The following is a 23,208-nucleotide window of genomic DNA, read 5'->3' as shown; positions in this document are numbered from 1 at the left end:
TTAAAAGTAGTATTTTGCATTTATAATGATATCACACAAACTAAAAATTATATTTATACATATTCCAAAATGTGCTGGATCAAGTATTAAAGATTTTTATTTTGACAAACCTAGTTACGACTGGAAAACTCCAGATTATGAATGTTTATATGGTTGGTGTCCTGAACGTAAAATTCACATGCAGCATGCTACACCGAAACAATTAATTGAAACCGGATTAATAACTATAGAAGACTGGAACCGATATTTTAAATTTACATTTGTTCGTAATCCATGGGATAGAGCCTATTCAGATTACTTGTGGTTGAAAAAAGACAGAAGGGTTAGTGGAAGTTTTAAAAGTTATATTCTGAAAAAAGGGCAGTTTCAGGATGTGCTAAATAATAACAACACTATGAATTATCGTGGTGATCATCTTATTGCACAATCTGAATTTGCTAATGATCAGCAATATCCATTAGATTTTATTGGGAAATTTGAAAATTTAAAAGCTGATATCAAATCCATTAACAACCAATTAGATATTCATTCAGAGTTTACAAAACATTCAAAACAGAACAAACAAAAGCTTTCTCATTATTCTAAGTTTTACACAAATTCAAATATGAAATTGGTTCAATCCTTATATTCGGAAGATATTAAACAATTTAATTATAGATTTGAAGACCAGAGAAGCGGAATTCATAAGCTAAAAACATTTTTATGAAACACATTTTTAAAAAAAAGAATGCTAATCAGAAATACAGAGATTTAGACAGACCATATCTTGAGTATGATAAATCTAAAATATTGCGAACAAATAACTTAGATAGCATTCCAAACGCTACTTTAAGAAGAGGAGGAAAAATCTCTTATGCTGAATGGGCTCACGTCATCGGACTCTTTCAATCGTTACTTTATTTCAACTTAGAATCTCATAAAGGAAACAAGATTTTAGATATTGGGTGTGGAACAGGTCTCTTAGCAATGGCGAGTATGCCTTTTATTACCGAAAATGGAAAATATCTGGGCTTGGATGTAAAGAAAAATAATATTGTTTTTTGTAATTCTAATTATAAACATCCTAACGTGCATTTTGAGCATTTTGATATTAGTAATGAAAAATATGCAGCAAATCAATCTAAATCGATTGTGCCTTGGGATGTCACAGATGGAAGTTATGATGTGATTACGGCTTTGTCTGTGTGGACACATTTAAACGAAGAACATTCTATTTTCTATTTTAAAGAAATTGATCGTGTTCTTAAAAAAGGAGGCAAAGCCATCATTAGTTTTTTCTATTTAGATGACGATTATCAAAAATCACTTGAAAGACGAACGGACGACAACGGACGATTTCATAAAACGAAGCAAAAACGCTGGATTTTCAGTGAAAATGCATACGAATCTAAGGATTGGTTTTGTCCAGAATGGGTTAAGGTTCCTGAAGATGCCATTGGAGTAAATTCGAAAGCTATTGAGATGATGATAGCTGATACCTCGTTAGAAATTGAAAATATCTATTCTGGTAACTGGAAGGAAAATCCTGGTTTTTATTTTCAGGATGTCATCATCTTTACTAAAAAATAATAAAATGAAAGTGATTATTGTTATTGTCACTTTCAATGGAATGAAGTGGCTAAAAAAATGTATGGATAGCTGCAAAGCATATACTGTTGTGGTTGTCGATAATGGGTCAACTGATGATTCGGTTAACTTCATAAAAACAAATTATAATAATGTTCACGTCATTGAGTCTTCTGAAAACTTAGGTTTTGGAAAAGCTAATAATATTGGGATATCTTATGCCTTATCTCAAAATGCCGAATCGGTGTTTTTACTTAATCAGGATGCCTATTTGGTAGATGACGTTTTAGATAAACTATGTGATGTTCAGAAAACACATTCAGACTATGGGATTTTAAGTCCTGTGCATGTGAATGGCGCTCAGGACAAACTAGATTTTTATTTTTCAAATTACGTGTCTAATACAAAAAATCCGTTTTTTTATTCAGATCATGTGTTGAATAATCAATTAAAGGAAGTTTATGTGGTTCCATTTGTCAACGCAGCAGCTTGGCTAATTTCAAAAGCATGTCTGGAAAAAGTAGGTGGTTTTGATCCTTTATTTTTTCATTATAGTGAAGACAATAATTACTGTCAGCGTGTTGCTTATCATGGTTTTAAAATTGGTGTGGTACCAAAATCATATATCATTCATGATAGAAAGGAAGGAAAGCCTCAAAAAATGAAACCTTATAGTCCTAAATTCTATGAATGGAAAGAACGTCTTTATAAATCAAATTTTGCTAATATAAATAATGATGATCCTCAAGAACTTTACAAGATTGAGACGAAAAAATTACAAGTATTATTGGTAAAAGCCTTTATTAAATTAGATTTTAAAACCTATAAAGGTTTAATTATTCAACGTAAAAAGTTAAAAGCTTTAATGCCAGGCATACTTAAAAGTTATAATACGAATAAAATTCAGCAGTCTCATTACCTCTAATAAAACCCCAATTAAAGTTAAATCTCAGATCGTCTAATCAATTAACCTAAATTGACTAATTTTAAGCACTGAGTTTCAAAGTTGAATAATGTCAGATAAACTAACCACACAACAATACTGGGAAGCCTATTACGGAAACAATCATATAGATAAAAATCGTATTATGAATGTCTGTTCGTACTACGATTCGTTTTGGGAAATTTTTATTCAGAAAACAAAAGAGAAGCAAACTTTAATTGAGATAGGTGGTTTTCCTGGTCGATATTTGGCTTATTTAGCAGTAAAATACAATATTGAACCAACGTGTTTAGATTATAATTCAGACATTGCTGAAATCGAAGGTGTTTTTAAAGTTATGGGAATTGAAGATCATAGCATCCTTCAACAAGATTTTACGACATATAAAACACCAATCCAGTATGATTATGTCATGTCAAACGGATTTATTGAGCATTTTGAGGATTTTAATGCCATATTAGACGTGCATGTAGATTATATGAAAGATCAGTCAAAATTGTTCGTAATGATTCCAAATATGCGTGGTTACATAAGATTTTATAAATATTTGGTAGATTATAAAAACTTAAAAATTCATAATCTTAAATGTATGCACTTAAAAGTCTTTAAGGATTTTGCAAAACGTCATAATTTGAAAATTAAATACCTCAGTCATTATGGTGGATTTCCAATTGGTGTGCATCAAAAGCTCAATATATTTCAAAAACTTATTTTTAAAGTGCATCGTTTGCTATTTAAATTTGTTTTAAACCCATACTTGATGAAACATCCTTCCCGCTTTTTTTCATCTTCAATTATTGCAATTTTTGAAAAGAACTAAATATGTGCGGATTTCTAGCAGAATTTTCATTTGAAAACCAAGCGTGTATTGATTTAGAGACGTTTGAAAATATATTAGCACTTTCAAAACATAGAGGTCCAGATAATACCAGTGTTTCTAAGAATACTAATTTTCAACTCGGCTTCAATCGTCTGGCAATTCTCGATATTTCAGAAAATGGAAATCAGCCTAAGGTGAGTCCGAGTGGTAGATATCACATGGTATTTAATGGAGAAATTTATAATTTCAAACAACTGTCTGAATCGTATCAGTTAAATAATTTAAATTCTACTTCAGATACGGAAGTTATTAGTCATCTTTTGGATAAGGTTGGGATTCAAAAAACCATAAGTTTGCTCAATGGCATGTTTGCTATAACGATTATTGATACGCAAAATAAACTTTGTTTCTTATCTAGAGATTTTGCTGGAATCAAGCCTTTGTTTTATGGTATAAATGAAAATGGAATTGTTGCTGCTTCACAATTTAATCAAGTATATAAACATCCATGGTTTAAAAATATTCTGAAACTTAGAGCTGATACTGTAAAAGAGTATTTCGGTTTTGGCTATATGCAAGCGCCAAACACTATTTATCACGATATTTATCAGGTTAATCCAGGTGAATTGATTCAAATTGATACCTTCGGAAACCTTACAAAAACCCAATTAGTATCGTTTAAAAAAAACAACATCGATACATCAAATAGTTCTAAAGTCAATTTAGAAGATACCTTAACAGATGCTGTGAAGCGTCAATTGATTAGTGATGTTTCCGTTGCTACGTTTTTAAGTGGCGGAATTGATAGTCCGTTAATTAGTGCCTATGCTAAAAAAGCAAAACCAGATATTGAAGCATTTACTATAAAAGTGAATGATCCTACACTTAATGAAAGTGATATTGCTAAAAGTTATGCCGAAGTTTTACAATTGCAACAAATTATTGTGTCGGTTGAAGATTCTGATATTTTAAATAGTATAGATAATCATTTTTATGCCTATACGGAACCTTTCGGTGACTATTCTAGCATTCCAACCTATGTGATAACTCGCGAAGCAAAATCTAAGCATACTGTAATGCTGTCTGGTGATGGAGGTGATGAATTATTTTACGGTTACCCAAGAATGCGAGATGTTTTAAACAAGCGGTTTTGGTTTAAAATGCCATTTCCAATCCGAAAATTGATAGCCAAAGTGACAAATACCTTAGGTATTACTAAAACTTGGGCGCCTTACTTTAAAACGTTTGATGCTTTTGTAACCAATAAGCATTTGCATTTGTCTCAGGCAATTCTTGATAAAGCATTTCCTAAAGTTGGATTCTCAAAAGACATGCAACAGTTATATCAATTTAAAAATACCTCTCGAAAGCAACTGCTGCAACAATTACGCTGGAACGAATTTTATGCACACATGCAACGGATTTTGATTAAAGTTGATCGTGCCAGCATGCAACATAGTTTGGAAGTGCGTGTGCCGTTTCTGGATAAAAAGAGTATTGAAAAAGCGTGGGAGTTAACATCAGATTTGAAAGATAAAACAGACTTAAAAAAGCCATTAAAAGAACTTTTGAATAATGAAATCCCAGAATCTATTATCAATACAAAAAAAATGGGATTTTCAGTGCCTTTGCACGATTGGCTTCACACCACTTTAAAGACTGATGTGCACGCCCATGTTTTTGATAAGCCATTTTACGGAGAATCTATTATAAATGTGCCAGTTTTACAACAATATGTCAAAGATTTTTACGATAAAAAACATCATAATTCCTGGGGAGTTTGGCATATTTATGCCTGGCAAAAATGGGCAGCTATTCACGTTTAAAAGTTATAGCTCCACACTACGTTTTTGGGTTGCTTTAATGTAATTTTCATAAGTGTTGTGGAAATAAAATTACTATCTTCGTAGCGCATTTTATGAATCATATTCGAACACAAATATTGCCTTCTAAGCAACGATTTGCTAAAGTTAGAGCGCCACATGAACTCAATTTAAAAGCGATAGCTATTTATGTAGCTACTGGTTTTTTTTTAGATTCAGATACGTTCTATCAGGATGAGGTTTGTTTATTACCAGCACATGATCATACCATTGACAATGAAGGTTATTTGGTAGAAAGTAAGCCTTGGTTTGAATGGCATTACTCACCTAGACAACTGAGTTTTAAGGAAGCTTTAGATGAATATCAGACGCTTTTAACATCAATTATTAAAGAGCAAACAGGTACGTCAAAAGTGATATTGCCTTTGTCAGGCGGATTGGATAGTAGGAGTCAGGCTTTGATTTTTAAACATTTGAATAGTGATGTTCAATCCTATAGTTATTCTTTTAAAGGTGGTTTTCCGGAACATAAAATTAGTAAAAAGGTAGCTGACGTATGCGGATTTAAGTTTCAGGATTTCGAAATTCCTAAAGGATATTTATGGGATTGTATTGAAGACCTTGCTAAAATTAACGGTTGTTATTCAGAATTCACACATCCAAGACAAATGGCAGTTTTAGAAGAGTTAAAGCAAATGGAAGGTCAGTTTTCTCTAGGACATTGGGGAGATGTTTTATTTGATAGAGGTGTTCCCGAAGGTACTAAGCAATCAGACATCATTCCGTTGCTTTACAAGAAAATGGTTAAAAAAGACGGATTAGAATTGGCTAAGCAATTGTGGAATCATTGGTCTATTGAAGGTGAATTTGAATACTATTTAACACAGCGACTTGAAACTTTGCTGTCAAAAATTAAAATTGATAATGTTAGTGCAAAAGTAAGAGCCTTCAAAACCTCACAATGGGCACATCGCTGGACATCCACTAATTTGGCGATTTTTGAAAACGCACATCCAATAAATCTGCCTTATTATGATAATCGTATGTGCGAATTTATCTGTACAGTTCCTGAAGACTATCTTGCAGATCGAAAATTACAGTTAGCACATTTGAAAACCGATAATGCTTTGGCTTCCATCACATGGCATGATCAAAAGCCGTTCAATATCAAAAACTATAACTATAATAAAGTGCCTTATAATCTTCCATACCGAATTATTGATAAATTGAAAAGAGAACTGAAAGGTGCTTTTGGAAATCCCCATATTCAAAGAAATTTTGAACTTCAGTTTTTGGGTGAAACAAATGACAAAAATCTAAAAGAATACTTATTCAATTCACCTTATTTTGAATTTATTCCCAAATCGATAATCACATCTTTTTATGATAAATTCAAAAATGAAGATTATGTGAAATATTCGCATTCTGTAAGCATGTTATTAACTTTGTCGTTATGGCATAAACTAAATTATAAACCCTAATAATGAAATTATCTGTCATTATTCCTGCCTATAACGCAAGTCGGTTTATTACAAAATCCTACAACAGTATTTTAAATCAAAATATTGAGAATTTTGAAATTATTTATGTTGATAATAACTCTTCTGATAACACTTTAGAAGAAATACAAAAACTCAGTGAAACTGATAATAGAGTTTCGTGGTATGTTCAAAAAACACAAGGCGCAGGACCAACGCGAAATAAAGGTTTAGAACACGCAAAAGGCAATTATTTGTACTTCTTTGATGTTGATGATGAAATTTATCCAAATGCGCTAAACAAGATGATACATGTTTTAGATCATCATCCAGATATTGAAGCCGTTTTTGGAAAGATGATGAAATCTGACAAAGGCATTTCTGAAACTCCAAAACCTCTAGATGAAACAGACCAACTTATCATTAAGCCTAGACCTTTTTGGGGATTGCAATGGTTTTCCAGTTTGAAAACAGTAGTTGGTCCACCAGCTTTTTTGTACAGAAAAGAAGTTTTTGATAAAATTGGAGGCTATAATGAAGCGCTTAGAATTGGTCAGGATACTGCTGTTGATATCAAATTAGGTATGACCTGTAATGTCGCTTTTTTAGACACCTATATTTATCTTTACTTCAAACACACAACCTCTACCATTGAGCAGTTTAAAGAGAAAACTCCAAGAGCATCATTGCAGTGGCCAAGATTTGTTAAGGAACATTTGCCATTTTATTTAGAAAACAAACATGAAATTGAATTTGGTGAAAAATTTAGAAGACAACTTTATCATATCTTGGGCAAACAAATCATTCATAAAAAAGGATTAACAAAGCGCTTCGCTTTTAAAAATCAATTACTTTCTGAAATTAAATCGATAAAACCACCATTGCTTCTTCGCATATATCTGAGTTTTTTGGCCTTATTTCCGTTTTCTTCTGTGCTTAAGTTTTACAGTTATTATTTAGTACCTTATATTGTGAAAAAATAATATAGTTTCGGGAAGTATTATGATACATCTTTTAAAACATGCACATCGAAAGTACCTCATTACAAGGCTATTTGTAAAGTATGTGAAAGATAATACGATTATACATCAAGATATTGAACGTACCATCGCAGTTAGAGGTTGTAAGGTGAGTCCAGATACGATTGAAAAAAAGTTTCACCATTTGATGTTGTATTATCCTGAATATGCTCATATTTTTTTCTGGAGAATTAATGCAAGATACCACAAGTGGAAACCTCATTTTGTTCGGGATTTTAATTGTAAAATTTTTGGAAGTACTAAAATTGAAGGCGGATTGATGTGCTATCATCCATTTGCAACCGTAATTAATGCAAAATCTATTGGTAAAAATTTCCAGTTTAGAAATAGCCTAACCATCGGTAACAAGCATAATGATAACACTAAAATACCTGTTATAGGTGATAATGTTGTTGCTGGTGCAAATGTAGTCATCATTGGAGCTATTACTATTGGCGATAATGTTGTTATAGGAGCTGGCTCTGTAGTTGTTAAAGATGTGCCTTCCAATGTCGTTGTTGCAGGTAATCCTGCAAAAATAATTCGCTCATTAAATGATGAATAAACGTATACGAGTTTTATTTACAATTTCTAATTTTAATACAGCTGGAAGTGGAAAAGTTGTTTACGATCTGGTCAATGGTCTGGATAAAACAAAGTTTGATGTCCATATTGCCTGTGGCGACAATAAAGGTGCTTTTTTCAAAGAAGTAGAGGCTTTAGGTTTACCGATTCATATTTTTGAAACGAAGACGCATTACAGACCTTATTACACGTTACTGTTTAGGGTACGTCGTATTTCTAAATTTTATAAAACGCATGGTTTTGATATTGTGCATTCCTGGCAATGGAGTAACGACTGGACAGAGGCACTTGCTGCACGTCTCATTGGTATAAAATGGATTTACACCAAAAAGGCTATGGGCTTCAATAAGCACTGGAAAATAAAAAGTTTTCTGGCTAATTTCATTGTGACTATAAATGATGAAATGAAGCAGTATTTTCCGAATAAGAAAGCTCAAAAGCTAATTCCGATAGGTATAGATACCGATTATTATAGTCCAGAATCCTTTGAAAAAAAACCTTCAAATGTTTTCAGAATAATTACTGTGGCTAATTTGGTTCCAGTTAAAGGTATTGAAGTTCTTATTCACGCTATTCATAAGCTCAATGATTCTGAAATTACTTTAGATGTGCTTGGCGATAGTTCAAATGCGTACGGACAAGACATGCAACTGCTTTGTCAAACCTTAGGATTATCAGATCAGGTAACCTTTCATGGAAAAAAACTTGACGTTAGACCTTATATCGCTCAATCTGATATGTATGTGATTCCGACCTTAAACCAAGGAAGAAAAGAAGGCATGCCTATGGCCTTAGTTGAAGCTATGTGTATGGGAATTCCGCTGTTAGGTTCAGATATTACAGGTATTAATTTTGTACTTAAAACGTTTCCTGATTTGTTGTTTGAGGCTGGGAATTCAGAAGAACTAAGCCGAAAAATTAATCATTTAAAAGCATTACATCCTGAAGAAAGACATCAGATCGGACAAGATTTAAGGCAATATTGTATGGATCATTTTTCAATGGAGACATTCATCTCAGATCATGAAGCATTATATACTAAACTTGTGAGGTCTTAATATGTCAAAATTTAAGAAACATATTGTCATTGTAGGTACTGCAAGAAGTGGAACAAGTTGGCTTTCTGAAACTATGGCCTCTCAGCATCGTTATCGCATGTTGTTTGAACCTGAACACGACACTCAAACTAAAAGAGGTCATTTGTTGTGTGATAAATGGATCACCACAAAAACGGCTAGTAAAGAAGTTAAAAGATATCTGGAACAGGTATTTAGTAATCGTGTTGATTGTGACTGGATTGCTCAAAACAGTAATCGTAAATACAAAAGACACCTTTGGCCCTTCATTCCTAAAAAGTTTGTAATCAAGTTTGTGAGAGCCAGTTTAATGGCCCAGTTTATAAATGAAACGTATCAAATCCCTGTGATTCATTTAATTCGGAACCCTTATGATGTTCTTAAATCGCAACAAAAGGTTAAGTTTCCGTGGCTGTATGATTTGTCATATTTTGCAAATCAACAATCTTTAGTTTCAGTAATCAAGGAGGAGTTTAATTTTGATATTACAAGGTATGTAGACTTATCAGATTTAGAAAAATTGACCTTGCGTTGGTGTATTGAAAATGTATTGCCTTTAGAACGTTTTGAATCATACAATGACCATGTTAAGGTAGTTAGATATGAAGAATTATTTTCTGATATTCAAGTGTTCTACAGTCTTTGTGAGGCATTTAACTTAGAGCCAATTTCTAATCTGGAAGATTCTTACAGCAAGCCATCATCTAAAACGCATCCTGATAGTAATGTGCTCATACAGCAAAAAAAACCTGTTGCTTGGTCGGAAGAAGAGCTTAAAAAGATCAATAATATTTTGGATGCTTTTAAAACCCAATTGTATTCAAGACAATAATCAATTTTTAGTTTATGCTCTTCAATTCTATCGATTTTGCCATTTTTCTACCCATAGTATTTGCGCTCTATTGGTTGTTGACAAGATATCCATTACGAGCACAAAATAGCTTACTGGTTATTGCTAGTTATGTGTTTTATGGATGGTGGGATTGGCGTTTTTTGTCGTTAATTCTATTCAGTACAGTTGTTGATTATTGCATTGGTGTTTATCTCAACAAGCTATCAGATGATAGAAAACGAAAATATTTACTTTGGACGAGCATTGGAGTGAATATCGGACTTTTAATGTTTTTCAAATATTTTAATTTCTTTGTTGACAATTTTGTGACTGCATTTACATTTTTTGGTGCAGCAATTAAACCGACAAGCCTCAATATTATATTACCTGTCGGAATTAGCTTCTATACGTTTCAAACTTTAAGCTATACGATAGATGTTTACAAAAGAAAGCTCGAGCCCACGCACGATTTTATTCAGTTTTCTGCTTTTGTATCCTTTTTTCCGCAGTTAGTGGCTGGTCCAATCGAACGGGCTACAAGTTTGCTGCCTCAATTTACAATGAAACGCAAGTTTGATAAAATACAGGCTGCTGATGGCATGCGGCAAATTTTATGGGGTTTGTTTAAGAAAATTATAGTTGCAGATAATTGTGCTAAGTATGTGAATGTGATTTTTGAAAATTATGAAACCATGTCAGGAAGCTCATTAATGCTGGGAGCTGTTTTATTTGCTTTTCAAATTTATGGTGATTTCTCAGGCTATAGTGACATAGGTATTGGAACTGCCAGGTTGTTTGGTTTCAATTTAATGCAGAATTTTGCATTTCCATATTTTTCAAGAGATATAGCAGAATTCTGGCGTCGTTGGCATATTTCTTTATCGACTTGGTTCAGAGATTATGTCTATATTCCTTTAGGAGGTTCTAAAGGCTCAATATTATTTCAAATAAGAAATGTATTTGTTATTTTCCTAGTAAGTGGTTTTTGGCATGGCGCCAATTGGACGTTTATTGTTTGGGGAGCGATAAATGCATTATTGTTTTTACCTTTATTAATTGGAAAAAGAAACAGAGTACATAAAGATATTGTCGCGAAAGATAGCAGTTTGCCTAGCTTCTTTGATTTTGTAAAGATTTTAATGACGTTCATATTAACCTGCATTGCATGGGTGTTTTTTAGATCGGATACCATCTCTGATGCTTATCATTATCTGGCGAAAATGATAAACATTTCGGCTTTTGATTATCCTATAGAACTACAAACCTATGTGTATGTGTTTTTAGTGTTTTTTGTCATTATGGAATGGCTAGGAAGACGTCAGCAGTATGCTATAGAAAAGACCTTGATTAATTATCCTAGATTTTTTAGATGGTCATTTTATTATGCCATCACTATGATTATATTTTTATATGGTGGAGAAACACAAAACTTTATATATTTTCAGTTTTAGATATGAGAAATTTCATTTTTAAGGTCATTTTGTTTTCCATTTTAATAGTGGTATCCTTTCTCTATCTCTATTCGAAAAGATCTAATCCACTGGTAGATAATTTTACGACTCATAATAACAATTATGAAATAATCAATCTTGGAAATTCTCACGGAGCAAATATAAAATATAGAGACAATAAAGGCAAAAGGTTTCAGCGAGCAGGCAACACCTTGTATTACGACCTGCAAAACTACAAGTATCTACAAGAACATCTGGTTGACAATGCTATGGTAATTATACCAGTGTCTTATTTTTCATTTGGACTAGATGAAAACAGAACAGATTACATAGATCCTAATGCATTTGTGAATTATTATTACATGTTTTTACCAAGTTCAAGTATTTATAATTATTCCTTTAAAAAAAACATTCAGGTGTATTTAAATAAGGTTAAAGAAAATTATCATAGTGTTATTGATGAACGCTTTTTTCTCGTGGAGAAAAAAGTCAATGATTCCTTGTCACTGGAAGAAAAATTAGAACATCATGCAAAAATGAGATCTGAAACACATAAAATTATGGCTGAATATTCCGATCCAGAAAAAAATGTGATCTATTTAAGTGCATTAATTGAAGACATTATTAAAAATGGTCATCAACCAGTATTATTAACCATGCCTTATGCGGATCATTATAACTCTAAATTCAGTGAAGCTTGGTTAGATGAGCATTATTACCAGTACATGAATAAGATTATAGATACGTACCAAGTTCCTTATCTAAACTATAGTGTTGACGAAAGAATAAGTACAAATGATTCTTTGTTTTCCAATTCAGATCATTTAAACGATAAAGGGAGAATTTACTTTAGTGATATCCTTTTCGAAGATTTACGCAAAATTCAGGTTTTGAATCAATGAATGTTATAAATTTGAAATCTAATCTAGTTTAACTTAGCGTAATTTATGCTCTTTAATTCCATCGATTTTGCTGTTTTTTTGCCAATAGTGTTTGCGCTCTATTGGTTGTTGGCAAAATATCCATTACGAGCACAAAATAGCTTACTGGTCATTGCTAGCTATGTGTTTTACGGTTGGTGGGACTGGCGATTTTTGTCATTAATACTGTTCAGTACAATTGTTGATTATAGTATTGGTTTAGCCCTCAATAAAACGTCTGAAGATAAAAAACGAAAGCGCTTACTATGGACGAGTATCGTTGTGAATATCGGACTTTTAATGTTCTTTAAGTATTTTGGCTTTTTTGTCGATAATTTTGTCACAGCATTCACCTTCTTTGGTGCTGAAATACAACCCAATAATCTCAATATTATTTTACCTGTAGGAATTAGTTTTTACACGTTTCAAACGTTGAGTTATACCATTGATGTCTATAAAAGAAAGTTAGAACCAACGCAAGATTTTATTCAGTTTGCTACTTTTGTTTCATTTTTTCCACAGTTAGTTGCTGGTCCTATTGAAAGAGCAAAACACTTGTTGCCTCAGTTTGAAGTTAAACGACATTTTGATAGCAATTTTGCAATGAGTGGTGTGTATCTCATTATTTGGGGATTATTTAAAAAAGTAGTCGTAGCCGACAATTGTGCCTTTTTTGTCAATCAAATATTTAATGGTAGCTCAAGTTATTCTTCTGCTGAACTGGTTTTAGGAGCAGTGCTGTTCGGTTTTCAGATTTACGGTGATTTTTCGGGTTATTCAGATATAGCTATTGGTGTTGCGAGATTATTTGGATTTTCATTAATGGTAAACTTTTCTTTTCCATATTTTTCAAGAAATATAGCTGAATTCTGGAGGCGTTGGCATATCTCATTATCAACTTGGTTTAGAGATTATGTTTACATTCCTTTGGGAGGATCTAGAGGGAACAAATCTAAACAGATTCGAAATGTATTGATTGTATTTTTAGTTAGTGGTTTTTGGCATGGCGCTAATTGGACTTACATTATTTGGGGTGCAATTCATGCGATGCTGTTTTTACCATTATTGATTTTTAAACGGAACAGAACCTATGTTGATCAGTATACCATAACTTATAAACAACTGCCTAAAATAGTCACGACCTTTTTATTGGTAACCTTAGCATGGATTTTCTTTAGAGCAGATACTGCTACTCACGCTATAAATTATATCATTGATATATGCCGTTTTGAAAGTCTGTCGGTTGTAACATTTTATAAAAATGGTAAATCTTTACTGTTTAGTGTCATTATTGTAGTCAGCATTTTGGTCATGCTCGCTTTCGAATTTAAATCTGTTCAAAAGCACCAAAAAGAAGTGATATTATCGCCTTATATGGCCATTTTTATAGCAATACTTATTACTTTTATGGGTGTATTTAAAAACCCATCAGATTTTATTTACTTCCAGTTTTAATTATGAAACTATTTTTAAAGAAAATAAGTGCGCTATTTATTGTGTTTGTAGCGCTTGCAATGCTCATGTCCTTTGGGAGTCTATACTTTTTAAGGCATTCAAGCTTTTATAAATCTTCATTTTTGGTGAACCAAGTTCCGCAAGATAATTTTGACTACGTCATTTTAGGGGCAAGTGATGGTTTAACAACTCTGAATACTAAAGTCATAGATTCTGTATTGTCTATAGAAGGTTTGAATTTGTCTATGGATGATACCTCTTTATCTAGTCATTATTTAATGCTTCAACATTTTTTAGCTGAAGGGAAACAAACGAAATACTGTATTTTGGTTTCCAGTGCTTCTGGTTTTGACACCTATACCAATACACTTAATAATAATGATTATAGATTTTTAATGTATACTAATAGAGCTTATGTGACTGAGTATTACAAACAGTTTCCCGATACGCGAGCAAAAATTTTATACTATTCAAAGTGGATGCCTCAATTAGGCGTGTCTTATTATAATGCTGAATTGTTTTATCCTTCATTAATGTCATTACTGAAACCTGAAAAGCGCAATCATTTTGATGATAAAGGAAATTTCACCTATCCAGTTTTAAATAAAACGAATCAGGAAATTACTGAATTTAAAGCTGTTTCAGTTGAGTTTTCAAATCCTTACGTAGCGCGAATTATGACTTTGTGTAATGAAAATAATATTGAACTGATATGCTATTTTCCTCCACACGAATCAAAAAAAGCAATTATAAAATCTTCAGAATATCATTTTATTAATCATAGCAGCACCTTAACAAATACCGCATACTTTTATGATGAGATTCATGTAAATCATGTAGGGAGACAACTTTCAAGTCTTAATTTCGCTGAAACCTTTAGAACCTATAAAACTAACGATTAGACATAGCTAAAGTGAATAGAAAACTCAAAATAGCGATTTACTCAGGGGAGATTCCCAGTACAACTTTTATTGAAAGACTTATTGAAGGTTTATCAGCTAAAGGTTGTGAGATTGTGCTTTTTGGGATTCTTAAAAAAAAGGTAAACTATAAAAATAATGCCGTTAATATAAAAGGATACAGGCTTAACCGAATTAATAAGGCTCTGTATTTATTGTATTATACGCTTTTGTTAACGCTATTTAAAAATAAAGAAAAGCACCAATTAGATCAGTTATTAAAAGCAGAAGGTAGGTTTAGCTTATACGATCGTGTAAAATGCTATCCTGTGTTATGGTATATGCCAGATATCTTTCATATTCAATGGGCAAAAGGTTTAAATGAATGGGTTTGGGTTAAAGATTTTGGTATTAAGCTTGTTTTAAGTCTTCGAGGTGCACATATTAATTACTCTCCTGTAGCAGATAAGCATCTTGCAGAGATGTATAAAACATATTTCCCTGAGGTAGATGCGTTTCATGCTGTTTCAAAGGCCATTGCGATTGAAGCTGAGAAATACAATGCGAATCCAGAAAAGGTGAAAGTCGTTTATAGTGGATTAGATCTAAGAGATTTTAATAATTCTGAAATAGAAATATCTAATAGAAGTAAAACTTTTAATGTAATTTCAATAGGACGACCACACTGGATAAAAGGTTATGCTTATGCACTGGATGCTTTTAAACTACTAAAAGATCAGGAGTTTCAGTTCACATATACAATTGTGGGAGGCTTAAATCTGGAATTAAAATACCAAATGGTTGAGTTAGGTTTAGATAATTATATTACGGTTGAAAAGCATATACCATTTGATGAGGTACAAAAGCTGCTAAAAGCTTCAGATTTACTCTTATTATCAAGCAATGAAGAAGGTGTCGCAAATGTGGTTCTAGAAGCTATGGCTTTTGAAAAATTAGTGCTTACAACCAATTGTGGAGGTATGGAAGAAGTTGTGGTTGATGGAGAGAACGGTTTTGTTGTTCCCATTCGAAATGCACGTGCCATGGCTAATAAGATTGTCGAGATTAGTAAACTTTCTGAAGATCAAAAAAAGGAGATTACTTCAAATGCGTTACGAACAATACAACAGGAACACACCGAAGAATTAATGGTTAACGGCATGTTTGAATTATATCAGAGTTTATGAATAAGCAACATTCAGATACAAAAAAAATAGGCATCGTGTTATCTTCCGTTCCTGGATATTCTGAAACCTTCTTCAGAAATAAAATAAAAGGTTTGCAGAATAATGGTATGGAGGTTACATTGTTTGTAGATGAATCTCAAACAACATCTCATAATCTACCCTGTGAACTCATTGTAGCACCAAAATTCAATAGTGGTTTTTTTCTTAAACTGAAAAATGTTTGTATTGCTGCAATTAAGTGTTGTTTTGTAAATCCGAAACAATCGCTAAAACATTATAAGTTAGATAAGAAGGATGGTATCGCGTTTAAACAACGAATTAAAAATTTGATTTTCAATCAGTATCTCTTAGGTCAAGATTTGGATTGGTTGCATTTTGGTTACGGAATGTTAGCAACCAACAGAGAGAATGTCGCAGAAGCTACTAATACAAAAATGGCAGTTAGTTTTAGAGGGTTTGATCTGTATCTGTCGCCTTTAAAGCATCAGAACTGTTATAAAATCTTATTTTCTAAAAATGTTGAGTTTCATGTTTTGTCTGAAAAAATGAAACAACGATTAACAACGTATCATGTTTCAGAAAACAGAATTCACGTCATCACTCCCGCAATTGATACATCACTTTTTGAAAGTCCAAATAGAAAAGTAGAAACTCGTAAAACGTTAGACATTTTATGTATCTCAAGATTGCATTGGGTAAAAGGGTTACACTATCTTCTTGAAGCCATGTCTATATTGAAAAAAGATGAGATCAATTTTAAATTGACGATTATTGGGGATGGAGAAGAAAAAGAGCGCCTGATTTTTGCTGCGCATCAATATGGCATATTAGACGACGTCGTATTTACGGGTAAGTTAACTCAAACAGAAGTGATACAGCATCTTAAAACATCAAATGTTTATATACAATACAGCATTCAGGAAGGTTTTGGAAACGCCGTTTTAGAGGCTCAGGCAATGGGTTTGCCTTGTATTGTATCCGATGCCGATGGTCTTCAGCAAAATGTATTGCACAACAAAACTGGTTGGGTTGTTCCTAAAAGAAATCCGATAGCTTTGGCTAAAAAAATTATAGACATTCATTTTTTAGATCCTGAAAAGAGAGATGCTATTACTAGTGCTGCAGTGAAACGTGTTAATAATGATTTTAATCTAAACAATCAAAATAGATTATTTTTAGAATTTTATAGGAACTAATTCTATGATTTGTGATTTGAAAATGTAATTTTGAATTACTTATAAGGTTTTCTATATTTTTAAGATAAGCGATAACCTTTAAAACTCTTATCATGACAAATTATGAATTCATGCGTTGGTTGACTTTTCCTATTATGCCAACACATTTATTGACTGTGAGAAATGACATCAAACACTTAATAAAGACTCATGGAACTAAGTCCAGATTATCTATGTTAGACGTTGGTGGTCGTAAATCGCCTTACACCATAAATTTACCTGCAGACATAACCTTACTCGATGTGCCACAGGAAAGTGGAACTAAAGAGGAACTAAATTTAGGTTTCACAGATAATATTTTAAGTACTATTCAAAAAAAGCGTAGTAACATTTCTAATGTTATTATTCAAGACATGACCAAATCTAAACTTGAGGATGCGTCTTATGATGCTGTTGTTTGTATTGAAGTTATTGAACATGTAGAAGAGGATGATATTTTTGTCAAAAACATTTCTAAAGTTATAAAGAGTGGTGGATGGGCTTATTTTACAACACCAAATGGAGATTATATTAAAAATGAAGGTCCAAACAAAAACCCAGACCATGTAAGGCATTACACCAAACAAGAATTAGAAGACGTTTTAAAAAAGCATTTTAAAAAGGCTGAAGTGTATTATGCTGTTAAGACTGGTAAATACAGAGTTCAAGGATTAAAAAGCTATAAAAAAAATAATCCTTTAAGTATGTTTAAAACTATGTATTCGAATATTGTAAATCGTTTTCAATCTAAAAATGTTAAGCATATGTCTCAAAATACGGCACATTTAATCGCTATTGGTTATAAATAATTTGTGATAATTTGGCTCAAAAAAAACATAAAGTAATTGTAATTGGTTTGCCAAAAACAGGGACTTCTACTTTAGCAGTAATGCTAAGAATGCTCAATTATAAAGTCACTGGACCAAATATTAATTATACTAAAGGAGACAATACGCTTCTTAATTTATTGTATGAGGACTATGATGGCTTTCAGGACTATCCTTGGTGTTTTGAGTGGCAAAAGTTTCTAAAAGATCCCAAGGTGAAATTTATTGTATTAAAGCGTGAAAAAGAGTCCTGGTATCGTAGTTTTTATGAGTCTTATGGCGGAAAAGAAGATCGCTATTTGTCATATTCCTTTATCGAGATATCTAAGCATCCAGATAATAAGCTTAAGTTTCTAAATTATTTTGATAATTACTATGACAATGTCAGTTCATATATTGAAAATGAACCCAATAGATTTATTGAAGTTTCTGTAAACGGCTTGGAATGGCCAGAATTATGTGATTTTTTAGACGAAGATTTACCAACTAATATTTTCGGAAAAGCCATTACGAAACCTCATATTAATAAAAATAATGTAAAAACCGTTAAGTCTTTTAAATATAAGGTTTTAAACTCTATAAAGAAAGGCATTACTTCGATAATTGGAGTAGATAATTGGTTGAAATTAGTTATTTTTTTAAGAAAAAATAATATTATATAATGTACAAATATTTGTTTTTCACTATTTTAACATGAATAGGTTGATGGGTTAAGAACAGTATAAATCACTTTATGAAAATTTTAATTTTTTACACTTATAATAAGGGTCCTTTATCAAGTTTTTTTGAAGAATTATCTTTGAAACTCTCGAAAAGAGGTCATGAGGTAACGAATTTTTATTTAAAGCATAGAAAAGAACACACTAAAAAAGGAGACCTTCATATATATGGAGAAAAACGAAAGAGCTTTGTTTTAAATTACTACCATATCTATAGGATTATAAAGCAAACGAAGCCCAATGTTATTATTTCTAATTTTAGTTATGTAAATCCAGCCCTCTTATTTGGTAGTCTTTTACATGTGAATAGAAATATTTGCTGGTTTCATACTGTTTACGGACATTCAAAACCTAACTGGCTAAAAGTCTTCAACAAAAAATTACATTTGAAACTTGCAGATGCTATTATAGCAAATTCTAAGATTTTAAAGGGTGAACTGAATACCATTTATGGCTACAATGAAGAGAAGATTTATGCGATTCCGTTCTGGACAAACATTTCAAATTATCAATCTGAAGACATAAATTTAGACCTTGAGAAAGATGAAGCGTGTTTATATATTGGTTGTCCAGGTCGTTTAGTGAAAGATAAAAATCATACCATCGTTATTGATGCTCTTTCAGAATTAAAGAAAAAGTCTGATAAAAAAATAAAGTTATTTATTGCTGGAAGTGGCTCTTACGAAGATAGTTTGAAAGCACATGTAAAAAAATGCAATTTGAATAATGATGTTGTGTTCCTAGGCTTATTATCTACGGCTGAGATGTTAAGTTTTTATAAACAAATGGATGTTGTAGTTTTACCAAGTTTAAATGAAGCATTTGGTCTGGTATTTATTGAAGCAATTTCTTTAGGAACGCCTGTAATTGTATCATCTCAATTTGGATCTTTAGCGTTTATAGATAGTAATGAGCACGATATGGAACGTTTTACATTCAATCCAAAATCAAAAACAGATTTAGTTAAGAAATTAGAACCATATCTCAATACACCTCAATTTGAAAGTGATTATTTTAAAGATTTATATAATACAACCTTTGAAAAAAGTACCATATTTAAAAAGATAGCACATGTTATTACAAAGCATGTCGAATAGCAATGATAACAAAACAGCACTAAAATATTATTAATGAATTTAAAAGGAATACTTAAAAAACTATCATCTGGAGTCGCTTCTACTAAAGCTCCATACGAAAACAGAACTCTATGTGGTGTGCCATTAAAGGTCTTACCAAATACAACAAGAGTCAAAGAAGATCAGGATGATTGCTGGTGGTTTTATTTAACCAAAAATCATAAGGTTATTTATGATGTTGGATGTAATGCTGGTTATTCAGCAATACTAGCTCTAATTCAAAATCCTCTTAAAAAAGTAATCTTGGTAGATCCTAATCCGAAGGCTCTTCAAAAAGCAGCTCATAATCTTATTGAAAATGGATTGGGTAATAATGCGCAATACGTTTCTGCATTTGTAGGTGATAAACTTGATAGTAAAGTTAAATTTTACACTGTTGGAGCAGGTGCAGCAGGAAGCATGCACGCGTCTCACGCTAAAAGTGCAGCAGCTGTTAATTCTTTTATGGAAGTCAGCACCATAACGTTAGACCACATGCTGTCGTTCTATAATGTAAAACCTGATTTAGTAAAAATTGATGTCGAAGGTGCCGAAACCTTGGTGATGCAAGCAGCTAAAAAGTTAGCAAATGAAACTAAATGTACATTCTTTATCGAAATGCATAATGTAGAAGGTTTAGGAATGGAAGCAGCAGCGCAGTCAATGCTTGATTGGTGTGATGAAATGGATTATAAAGCATGGTATCCAACAACAGGTAAAGCATTGGCTGGTGCCGAAGAAATTAAAGATAGAGGAAAATGTCACTTACTATTATTGCCTAAAGGTAAAGACTACCCTGAATATCTCAAAGGTATACCTGTTTATGCGCCATTACCAAAATCAATTTGATGCTTTTTAGGTTTCTAAAATATTTACAACCAACACATTATTTTCAATTGTTTACTAAGGCAAATACTTCGGTATTTCCAAGGGTTGAATTTCTAAATGATGATGAGTTGGGTCTAATTGCTGTTGATAATCGTTATCAATCTAAACGTGCAAAAGAGTATGATATGTCATGGCAAGCAGTTCAAAATGGGTATTTAGGAAACGCAAAAACTTATCAAAACTTCGAAGCGGTATCTGTACAAGACAACTATCATTTTATCAGAAAAAATTTTCACAAATCCTGGGTGTTTTATGTCTTGATGATTCGTTTACTTTCGTTTAAAAATCCTTTTGTTGAAGTTAAGGGCTGGTATAAGACAAAAAATATATCGAGAACTAAAGTTGAAAACAAAGCCTTCTATAACATCAATTTTAATGCTTATACATCATCATTGATTGGTAAATCACCTAAAGTTAGTGTTGTCATTCCAACGTTAAACAGGTATGAGTATTTAAAAGATATCTTAAAAGATTTAGAGCTACAGGATTATAAGAATTTTGAAGTCATTGTTGTAGATCAGTCTGATGCATTTGATATACATTTCTACAAAGATTACAACTTAGATTTTAATATCATTCACCAAAAGGAAAAAGCTCTATGGCTAGCGAGAAATACAGCAGTTAAAAATGCCAAAGGAGAGTTGATTGCCTTATCAGAAGATGATGTACGTATCAATCCAGACTGGATAAGTGCTCACTTAAAATGTTTAGAATTTTTCGATGCTCAGGTTTCAGCTGGTGTTTTTTATCCAAAAGGAAAGCAGATTCCTGTAGAGCGTTCGTACTTCAGCATTGCATCACAGTTTGCTACAGGAAATGCGATGCTTTTCAAAAATGTATTTAAACAAGTAGGTTTATTCGATAGACAGTTTGAAAAGCAAAGAATGGGAGATGGCGAGTTTGGATTACGAGTTTATCTTGAAGGTATTAAAAGTGTGTCAAACCCATTAGCATCTTGTGTTGATATCAAAGCTAGCTCAGGAGGATTAAGAGAAATGGGAAGTTGGGATGCATTCAGACCATCCAACTTTTTTGCACCACGACCAATACCAAGTGTATTGTATTTTTTCAGACGCTATTTTGGTAAAAAAGCATCCAGATTATCACTGCTACGAACGGTTCCATTATCTATTTTTCCTTATCAATTCAAAAAAAACAAGCCGCTTTTGTTACTAGGCACATGCATTACTATACTGATTTTTCCTTTGGTAATCTATCAAGTTTCTAAGTCGTGGCATCTGGCATCAAAAAAAATAAAACAAGGTTCATTAATTGAAGTATTAGATTGAGTACATCACGTAAACATATCGTTATTGTCTCTTCAGAATTTCCACCGCAACCTGGTGGCATAGGAAATCATGCGTATAACTTAGCCTTGCATCTATCGCATCAAGATTATAACGTTAAGGTGATTGCCGATCAACGCTCAATTAATGGAACAGAAGAGCAGGATTTTGACAGTAAGCAACCTTTTGAGATTATCAGAATTACACGTTACAAACTACGTATTTTGATGTACCTCAAGCGAATCATGAAGACGTTTAATAGTCTAAAGCATACAGATTATGTGATAGCTACTGGTAAGTTTTCACTATGGAATGTGGCAGCATTAAGTTTGTTTCAAAACATCAAAACGTTGGCTGTAATTCATGGTACAGAAGTGAATTTCAAATCTGTTTTACTTCGGAAATCAATTGATTTTTCTTTAAAAAAAATGGATAAAATTGTTGCTGTATCTAACTATACCAAAAGTTTGATATCACATTTAAATGTTGCGGTAGATGTTATTCCTAACGGCATAGATCTTTCTCAATGGCATAAAGATAATCAGCCCAAAATTGAATTAATAGGAAGTCCTGTGATCACAACTGTTGGGAGAGTAAGTTCAAGAAAAGGACAATTGAATGTGATACATCAATTACCTGAATTGATTAAGCAGTTTCCTGATATTCATTATCATTGTATTGGGATTCCTTCAGAAGCTGAAGCCTTTAAAAATGTTGCTAAACAACTAAAGGTTGATGCTCACGTGACTTTTCATGGCAAGTTAGAATTAGAAGCTCTGAAACAACATCTCATGGCAACTGATATATTTGTGATGATGAGTTCTGAAAGTCAGTCTGGCGATGTTGAAGGGTTTGGAATTGCTATTCTCGAAGCAAATGCGCTTGGTATTCCAGCTATTGGAGCAAAAGGGTGTGGGATTGAAGATGCAATTAATAATGGTGTGTCAGGTGTATTGATACCCTTAAATGATTCTGAACAATTTATCCACGCTATCAAGTCGGTACTCAAAGAAAAAAGCAAATATCAACGTGAAGCCATGCAATGGGCAAAACAGCATGATTGGTCTAATATCATCATTAAATATACGACCTTATTAAATTGAAA

At 32.5% G+C, this 23,208-nt stretch carries 22 protein-coding genes; all 22 read left to right on the top strand.

Annotated features, from left to right (window positions below):
- Positions 1-25: 25 nt before the first annotated feature.
- The 22 genes from TD18_RS08500 (at position 26) to TD18_RS08395 (ending at position 23,206) form a co-directional block, all read left to right on the top strand.
- Positions 26-706 (top strand): sulfotransferase family 2 domain-containing protein, encoded by a 681-nt coding sequence (locus TD18_RS08500; RefSeq protein WP_040251228.1) that lies wholly within the window; start codon positions 26-28, stop codon positions 704-706.
- Positions 703-1,569, top strand: coding sequence for a class I SAM-dependent methyltransferase (locus tag TD18_RS08495; protein ID WP_040251227.1), 867 nt, complete (start codon positions 703-705; stop codon positions 1,567-1,569). Before TD18_RS08500 ends, TD18_RS08495 begins: the two co-directional genes overlap by 4 nt.
- A 4-nt stretch (positions 1,570-1,573) precedes the next feature.
- The gene (locus TD18_RS08490) at positions 1,574-2,491 is read left to right on the top strand and encodes a glycosyltransferase family 2 protein (RefSeq protein ID WP_040251953.1); all 918 of its coding nucleotides are present in this window, start codon (positions 1,574-1,576) and stop codon (positions 2,489-2,491) included.
- A gap of 88 nt (positions 2,492-2,579) precedes the next feature.
- A complete protein-coding gene (locus TD18_RS08485; protein WP_040251225.1) occupies positions 2,580-3,329 on the top strand; it encodes a methyltransferase domain-containing protein in 750 nt (249 codons plus the stop codon).
- Positions 3,330-3,331: 2 nt separating this feature from the next.
- Positions 3,332-5,155 (top strand): asparagine synthase (glutamine-hydrolyzing), encoded by a 1,824-nt coding sequence (asnB, locus tag TD18_RS08480; protein WP_040251224.1) that lies wholly within the window; start codon positions 3,332-3,334, stop codon positions 5,153-5,155.
- Positions 5,156-5,247: 92 nt separating this feature from the next.
- Positions 5,248-6,633, top strand: a complete 1,386-nt coding sequence (locus tag TD18_RS08475; RefSeq protein WP_040251220.1) for an asparagine synthase-related protein — start codon at positions 5,248-5,250, stop codon at positions 6,631-6,633.
- 2 nt (positions 6,634-6,635) lie between these two features.
- Complete coding sequence (locus TD18_RS08470) at positions 6,636-7,613, top strand: glycosyltransferase family 2 protein (RefSeq protein ID WP_040251217.1); 978 nt, start codon at positions 6,636-6,638, stop codon at positions 7,611-7,613.
- Positions 7,614-7,632: 19 nt separating this feature from the next.
- Positions 7,633-8,214, top strand: a complete 582-nt coding sequence (locus TD18_RS16670; protein WP_152611342.1) for a serine acetyltransferase — start codon at positions 7,633-7,635, stop codon at positions 8,212-8,214.
- Positions 8,207-9,292, top strand: a complete 1,086-nt coding sequence (locus TD18_RS08460) for a glycosyltransferase family 4 protein (protein WP_040251949.1) — start codon at positions 8,207-8,209, stop codon at positions 9,290-9,292. Before TD18_RS16670 ends, TD18_RS08460 begins: the two co-directional genes overlap by 8 nt.
- 1 nt (position 9,293) lies before the next feature.
- Positions 9,294-10,142: a sulfotransferase domain-containing protein gene (locus tag TD18_RS08455; RefSeq protein WP_040251214.1), complete on the top strand. Its 849-nt coding sequence runs from the start codon at positions 9,294-9,296 to the stop codon at positions 10,140-10,142.
- A gap of 14 nt (positions 10,143-10,156) precedes the next feature.
- A complete protein-coding gene (locus TD18_RS08450; protein ID WP_040251211.1) occupies positions 10,157-11,593 on the top strand; it encodes an MBOAT family O-acyltransferase in 1,437 nt (478 codons plus the stop codon).
- 2 nt (positions 11,594-11,595) lie between these two features.
- Positions 11,596-12,495 carry a hypothetical protein gene (locus tag TD18_RS08445; RefSeq protein WP_040251208.1) on the top strand — a complete coding sequence of 300 codons (900 nt, stop codon included), beginning with the start codon at positions 11,596-11,598 and terminating at the stop codon, positions 12,493-12,495.
- A 45-nt stretch (positions 12,496-12,540) separates the two neighbouring features.
- Positions 12,541-13,968, top strand: coding sequence for an MBOAT family O-acyltransferase (locus tag TD18_RS08440; RefSeq protein ID WP_040251205.1), 1,428 nt, complete (start codon positions 12,541-12,543; stop codon positions 13,966-13,968).
- Positions 13,969-13,970: 2 nt separating this feature from the next.
- On the top strand, positions 13,971-14,870 hold the full coding sequence (locus TD18_RS08435) for a hypothetical protein (protein WP_040251202.1): 900 nt from the start codon (positions 13,971-13,973) through the stop codon (positions 14,868-14,870).
- Between the two features lie 11 nt (positions 14,871-14,881).
- Entirely contained in the window at positions 14,882-16,054 is a 1,173-nt protein-coding gene (locus TD18_RS08430; RefSeq protein WP_040251200.1) for a glycosyltransferase family 4 protein, read from the top strand.
- A complete protein-coding gene (locus TD18_RS08425; protein WP_040251197.1) occupies positions 16,051-17,250 on the top strand; it encodes a glycosyltransferase family 4 protein in 1,200 nt (399 codons plus the stop codon). The genes TD18_RS08430 and TD18_RS08425 overlap by 4 nt, the downstream gene beginning before the upstream one ends.
- A gap of 92 nt (positions 17,251-17,342) precedes the next feature.
- Positions 17,343-18,077 carry a class I SAM-dependent methyltransferase gene (locus TD18_RS16665; RefSeq protein ID WP_052461097.1) on the top strand — a complete coding sequence of 245 codons (735 nt, stop codon included), beginning with the start codon at positions 17,343-17,345 and terminating at the stop codon, positions 18,075-18,077.
- 11 nt (positions 18,078-18,088) lie between these two features.
- Positions 18,089-18,757 (top strand): sulfotransferase, encoded by a 669-nt coding sequence (locus TD18_RS08415; protein WP_040251193.1) that lies wholly within the window; start codon positions 18,089-18,091, stop codon positions 18,755-18,757.
- Between the two features lie 71 nt (positions 18,758-18,828).
- On the top strand, positions 18,829-19,911 hold the full coding sequence (locus TD18_RS08410) for a glycosyltransferase family 4 protein (protein WP_040251191.1): 1,083 nt from the start codon (positions 18,829-18,831) through the stop codon (positions 19,909-19,911).
- Positions 19,912-19,944: 33 nt separating this feature from the next.
- A complete protein-coding gene (locus tag TD18_RS08405) occupies positions 19,945-20,778 on the top strand; it encodes an FkbM family methyltransferase (protein WP_040251189.1) in 834 nt (277 codons plus the stop codon).
- Entirely contained in the window at positions 20,778-22,106 is a 1,329-nt protein-coding gene (locus TD18_RS08400; RefSeq protein ID WP_040251187.1) for a glycosyltransferase family 2 protein, read from the top strand. Before TD18_RS08405 ends, TD18_RS08400 begins: the two co-directional genes overlap by 1 nt.
- Complete coding sequence (locus TD18_RS08395) at positions 22,103-23,206, top strand: glycosyltransferase family 4 protein (protein WP_040251185.1); 1,104 nt, start codon at positions 22,103-22,105, stop codon at positions 23,204-23,206. The genes TD18_RS08400 and TD18_RS08395 overlap by 4 nt, the downstream gene beginning before the upstream one ends.
- Positions 23,207-23,208 lie beyond the last annotated feature (2 nt).

It is taken from the genome of Psychroserpens mesophilus (assembly GCF_000826645.1).
Lineage (GTDB): Bacteria > Bacteroidota > Bacteroidia > Flavobacteriales > Flavobacteriaceae > Psychroserpens > Psychroserpens mesophilus.
Note: the sequence above shows the minus strand (reverse complement) of the source record. Positions and strands in the feature narration are given on the sequence as shown.

Bases quoted from the DNA above. Each gene is read 5' to 3' on its own strand.
- TD18_RS08470 (WP_040251217.1), top strand. From the start codon at position 6,636: ATGAAATTATCTGTCATTATTCCTGCCTATAACGCAAGTCGGTTTATT.
- TD18_RS08495 (WP_040251227.1), top strand. From the start codon at position 703: ATGAAACACATTTTTAAAAAAAAGAATGCTAATCAGAAATACAGAGAT.
- TD18_RS08445 (WP_040251208.1), top strand. From the start codon at position 11,596: ATGAGAAATTTCATTTTTAAGGTCATTTTGTTTTCCATTTTAATAGTG.
- TD18_RS08500 (WP_040251228.1), top strand. From the start codon at position 26: ATGATATCACACAAACTAAAAATTATATTTATACATATTCCAAAATGT.
- TD18_RS08405 (WP_040251189.1), top strand. From the start codon at position 19,945: ATGAATTTAAAAGGAATACTTAAAAAACTATCATCTGGAGTCGCTTCT.
- TD18_RS08450 (WP_040251211.1), top strand. From the start codon at position 10,157: ATGCTCTTCAATTCTATCGATTTTGCCATTTTTCTACCCATAGTATTT.
- TD18_RS08460 (WP_040251949.1), top strand. From the start codon at position 8,207: ATGAATAAACGTATACGAGTTTTATTTACAATTTCTAATTTTAATACA.
- TD18_RS08490 (WP_040251953.1), top strand. From the start codon at position 1,574: ATGAAAGTGATTATTGTTATTGTCACTTTCAATGGAATGAAGTGGCTA.
- TD18_RS08475 (WP_040251220.1), top strand. From the start codon at position 5,248: ATGAATCATATTCGAACACAAATATTGCCTTCTAAGCAACGATTTGCT.
- TD18_RS08410 (WP_040251191.1), top strand. From the start codon at position 18,829: ATGAAAATTTTAATTTTTTACACTTATAATAAGGGTCCTTTATCAAGT.
- TD18_RS16665 (WP_052461097.1), top strand. From the start codon at position 17,343: ATGACAAATTATGAATTCATGCGTTGGTTGACTTTTCCTATTATGCCA.
- TD18_RS08440 (WP_040251205.1), top strand. From the start codon at position 12,541: ATGCTCTTTAATTCCATCGATTTTGCTGTTTTTTTGCCAATAGTGTTT.
- TD18_RS16670 (WP_152611342.1), top strand. From the start codon at position 7,633: ATGATACATCTTTTAAAACATGCACATCGAAAGTACCTCATTACAAGG.
- TD18_RS08455 (WP_040251214.1), top strand. From the start codon at position 9,294: ATGTCAAAATTTAAGAAACATATTGTCATTGTAGGTACTGCAAGAAGT.
- TD18_RS08435 (WP_040251202.1), top strand. From the start codon at position 13,971: ATGAAACTATTTTTAAAGAAAATAAGTGCGCTATTTATTGTGTTTGTA.
- TD18_RS08485 (WP_040251225.1), top strand. From the start codon at position 2,580: ATGTCAGATAAACTAACCACACAACAATACTGGGAAGCCTATTACGGA.
- TD18_RS08425 (WP_040251197.1), top strand. From the start codon at position 16,051: ATGAATAAGCAACATTCAGATACAAAAAAAATAGGCATCGTGTTATCT.
- asnB (WP_040251224.1), top strand. From the start codon at position 3,332: ATGTGCGGATTTCTAGCAGAATTTTCATTTGAAAACCAAGCGTGTATT.
- TD18_RS08400 (WP_040251187.1), top strand. From the start codon at position 20,778: ATGCTTTTTAGGTTTCTAAAATATTTACAACCAACACATTATTTTCAA.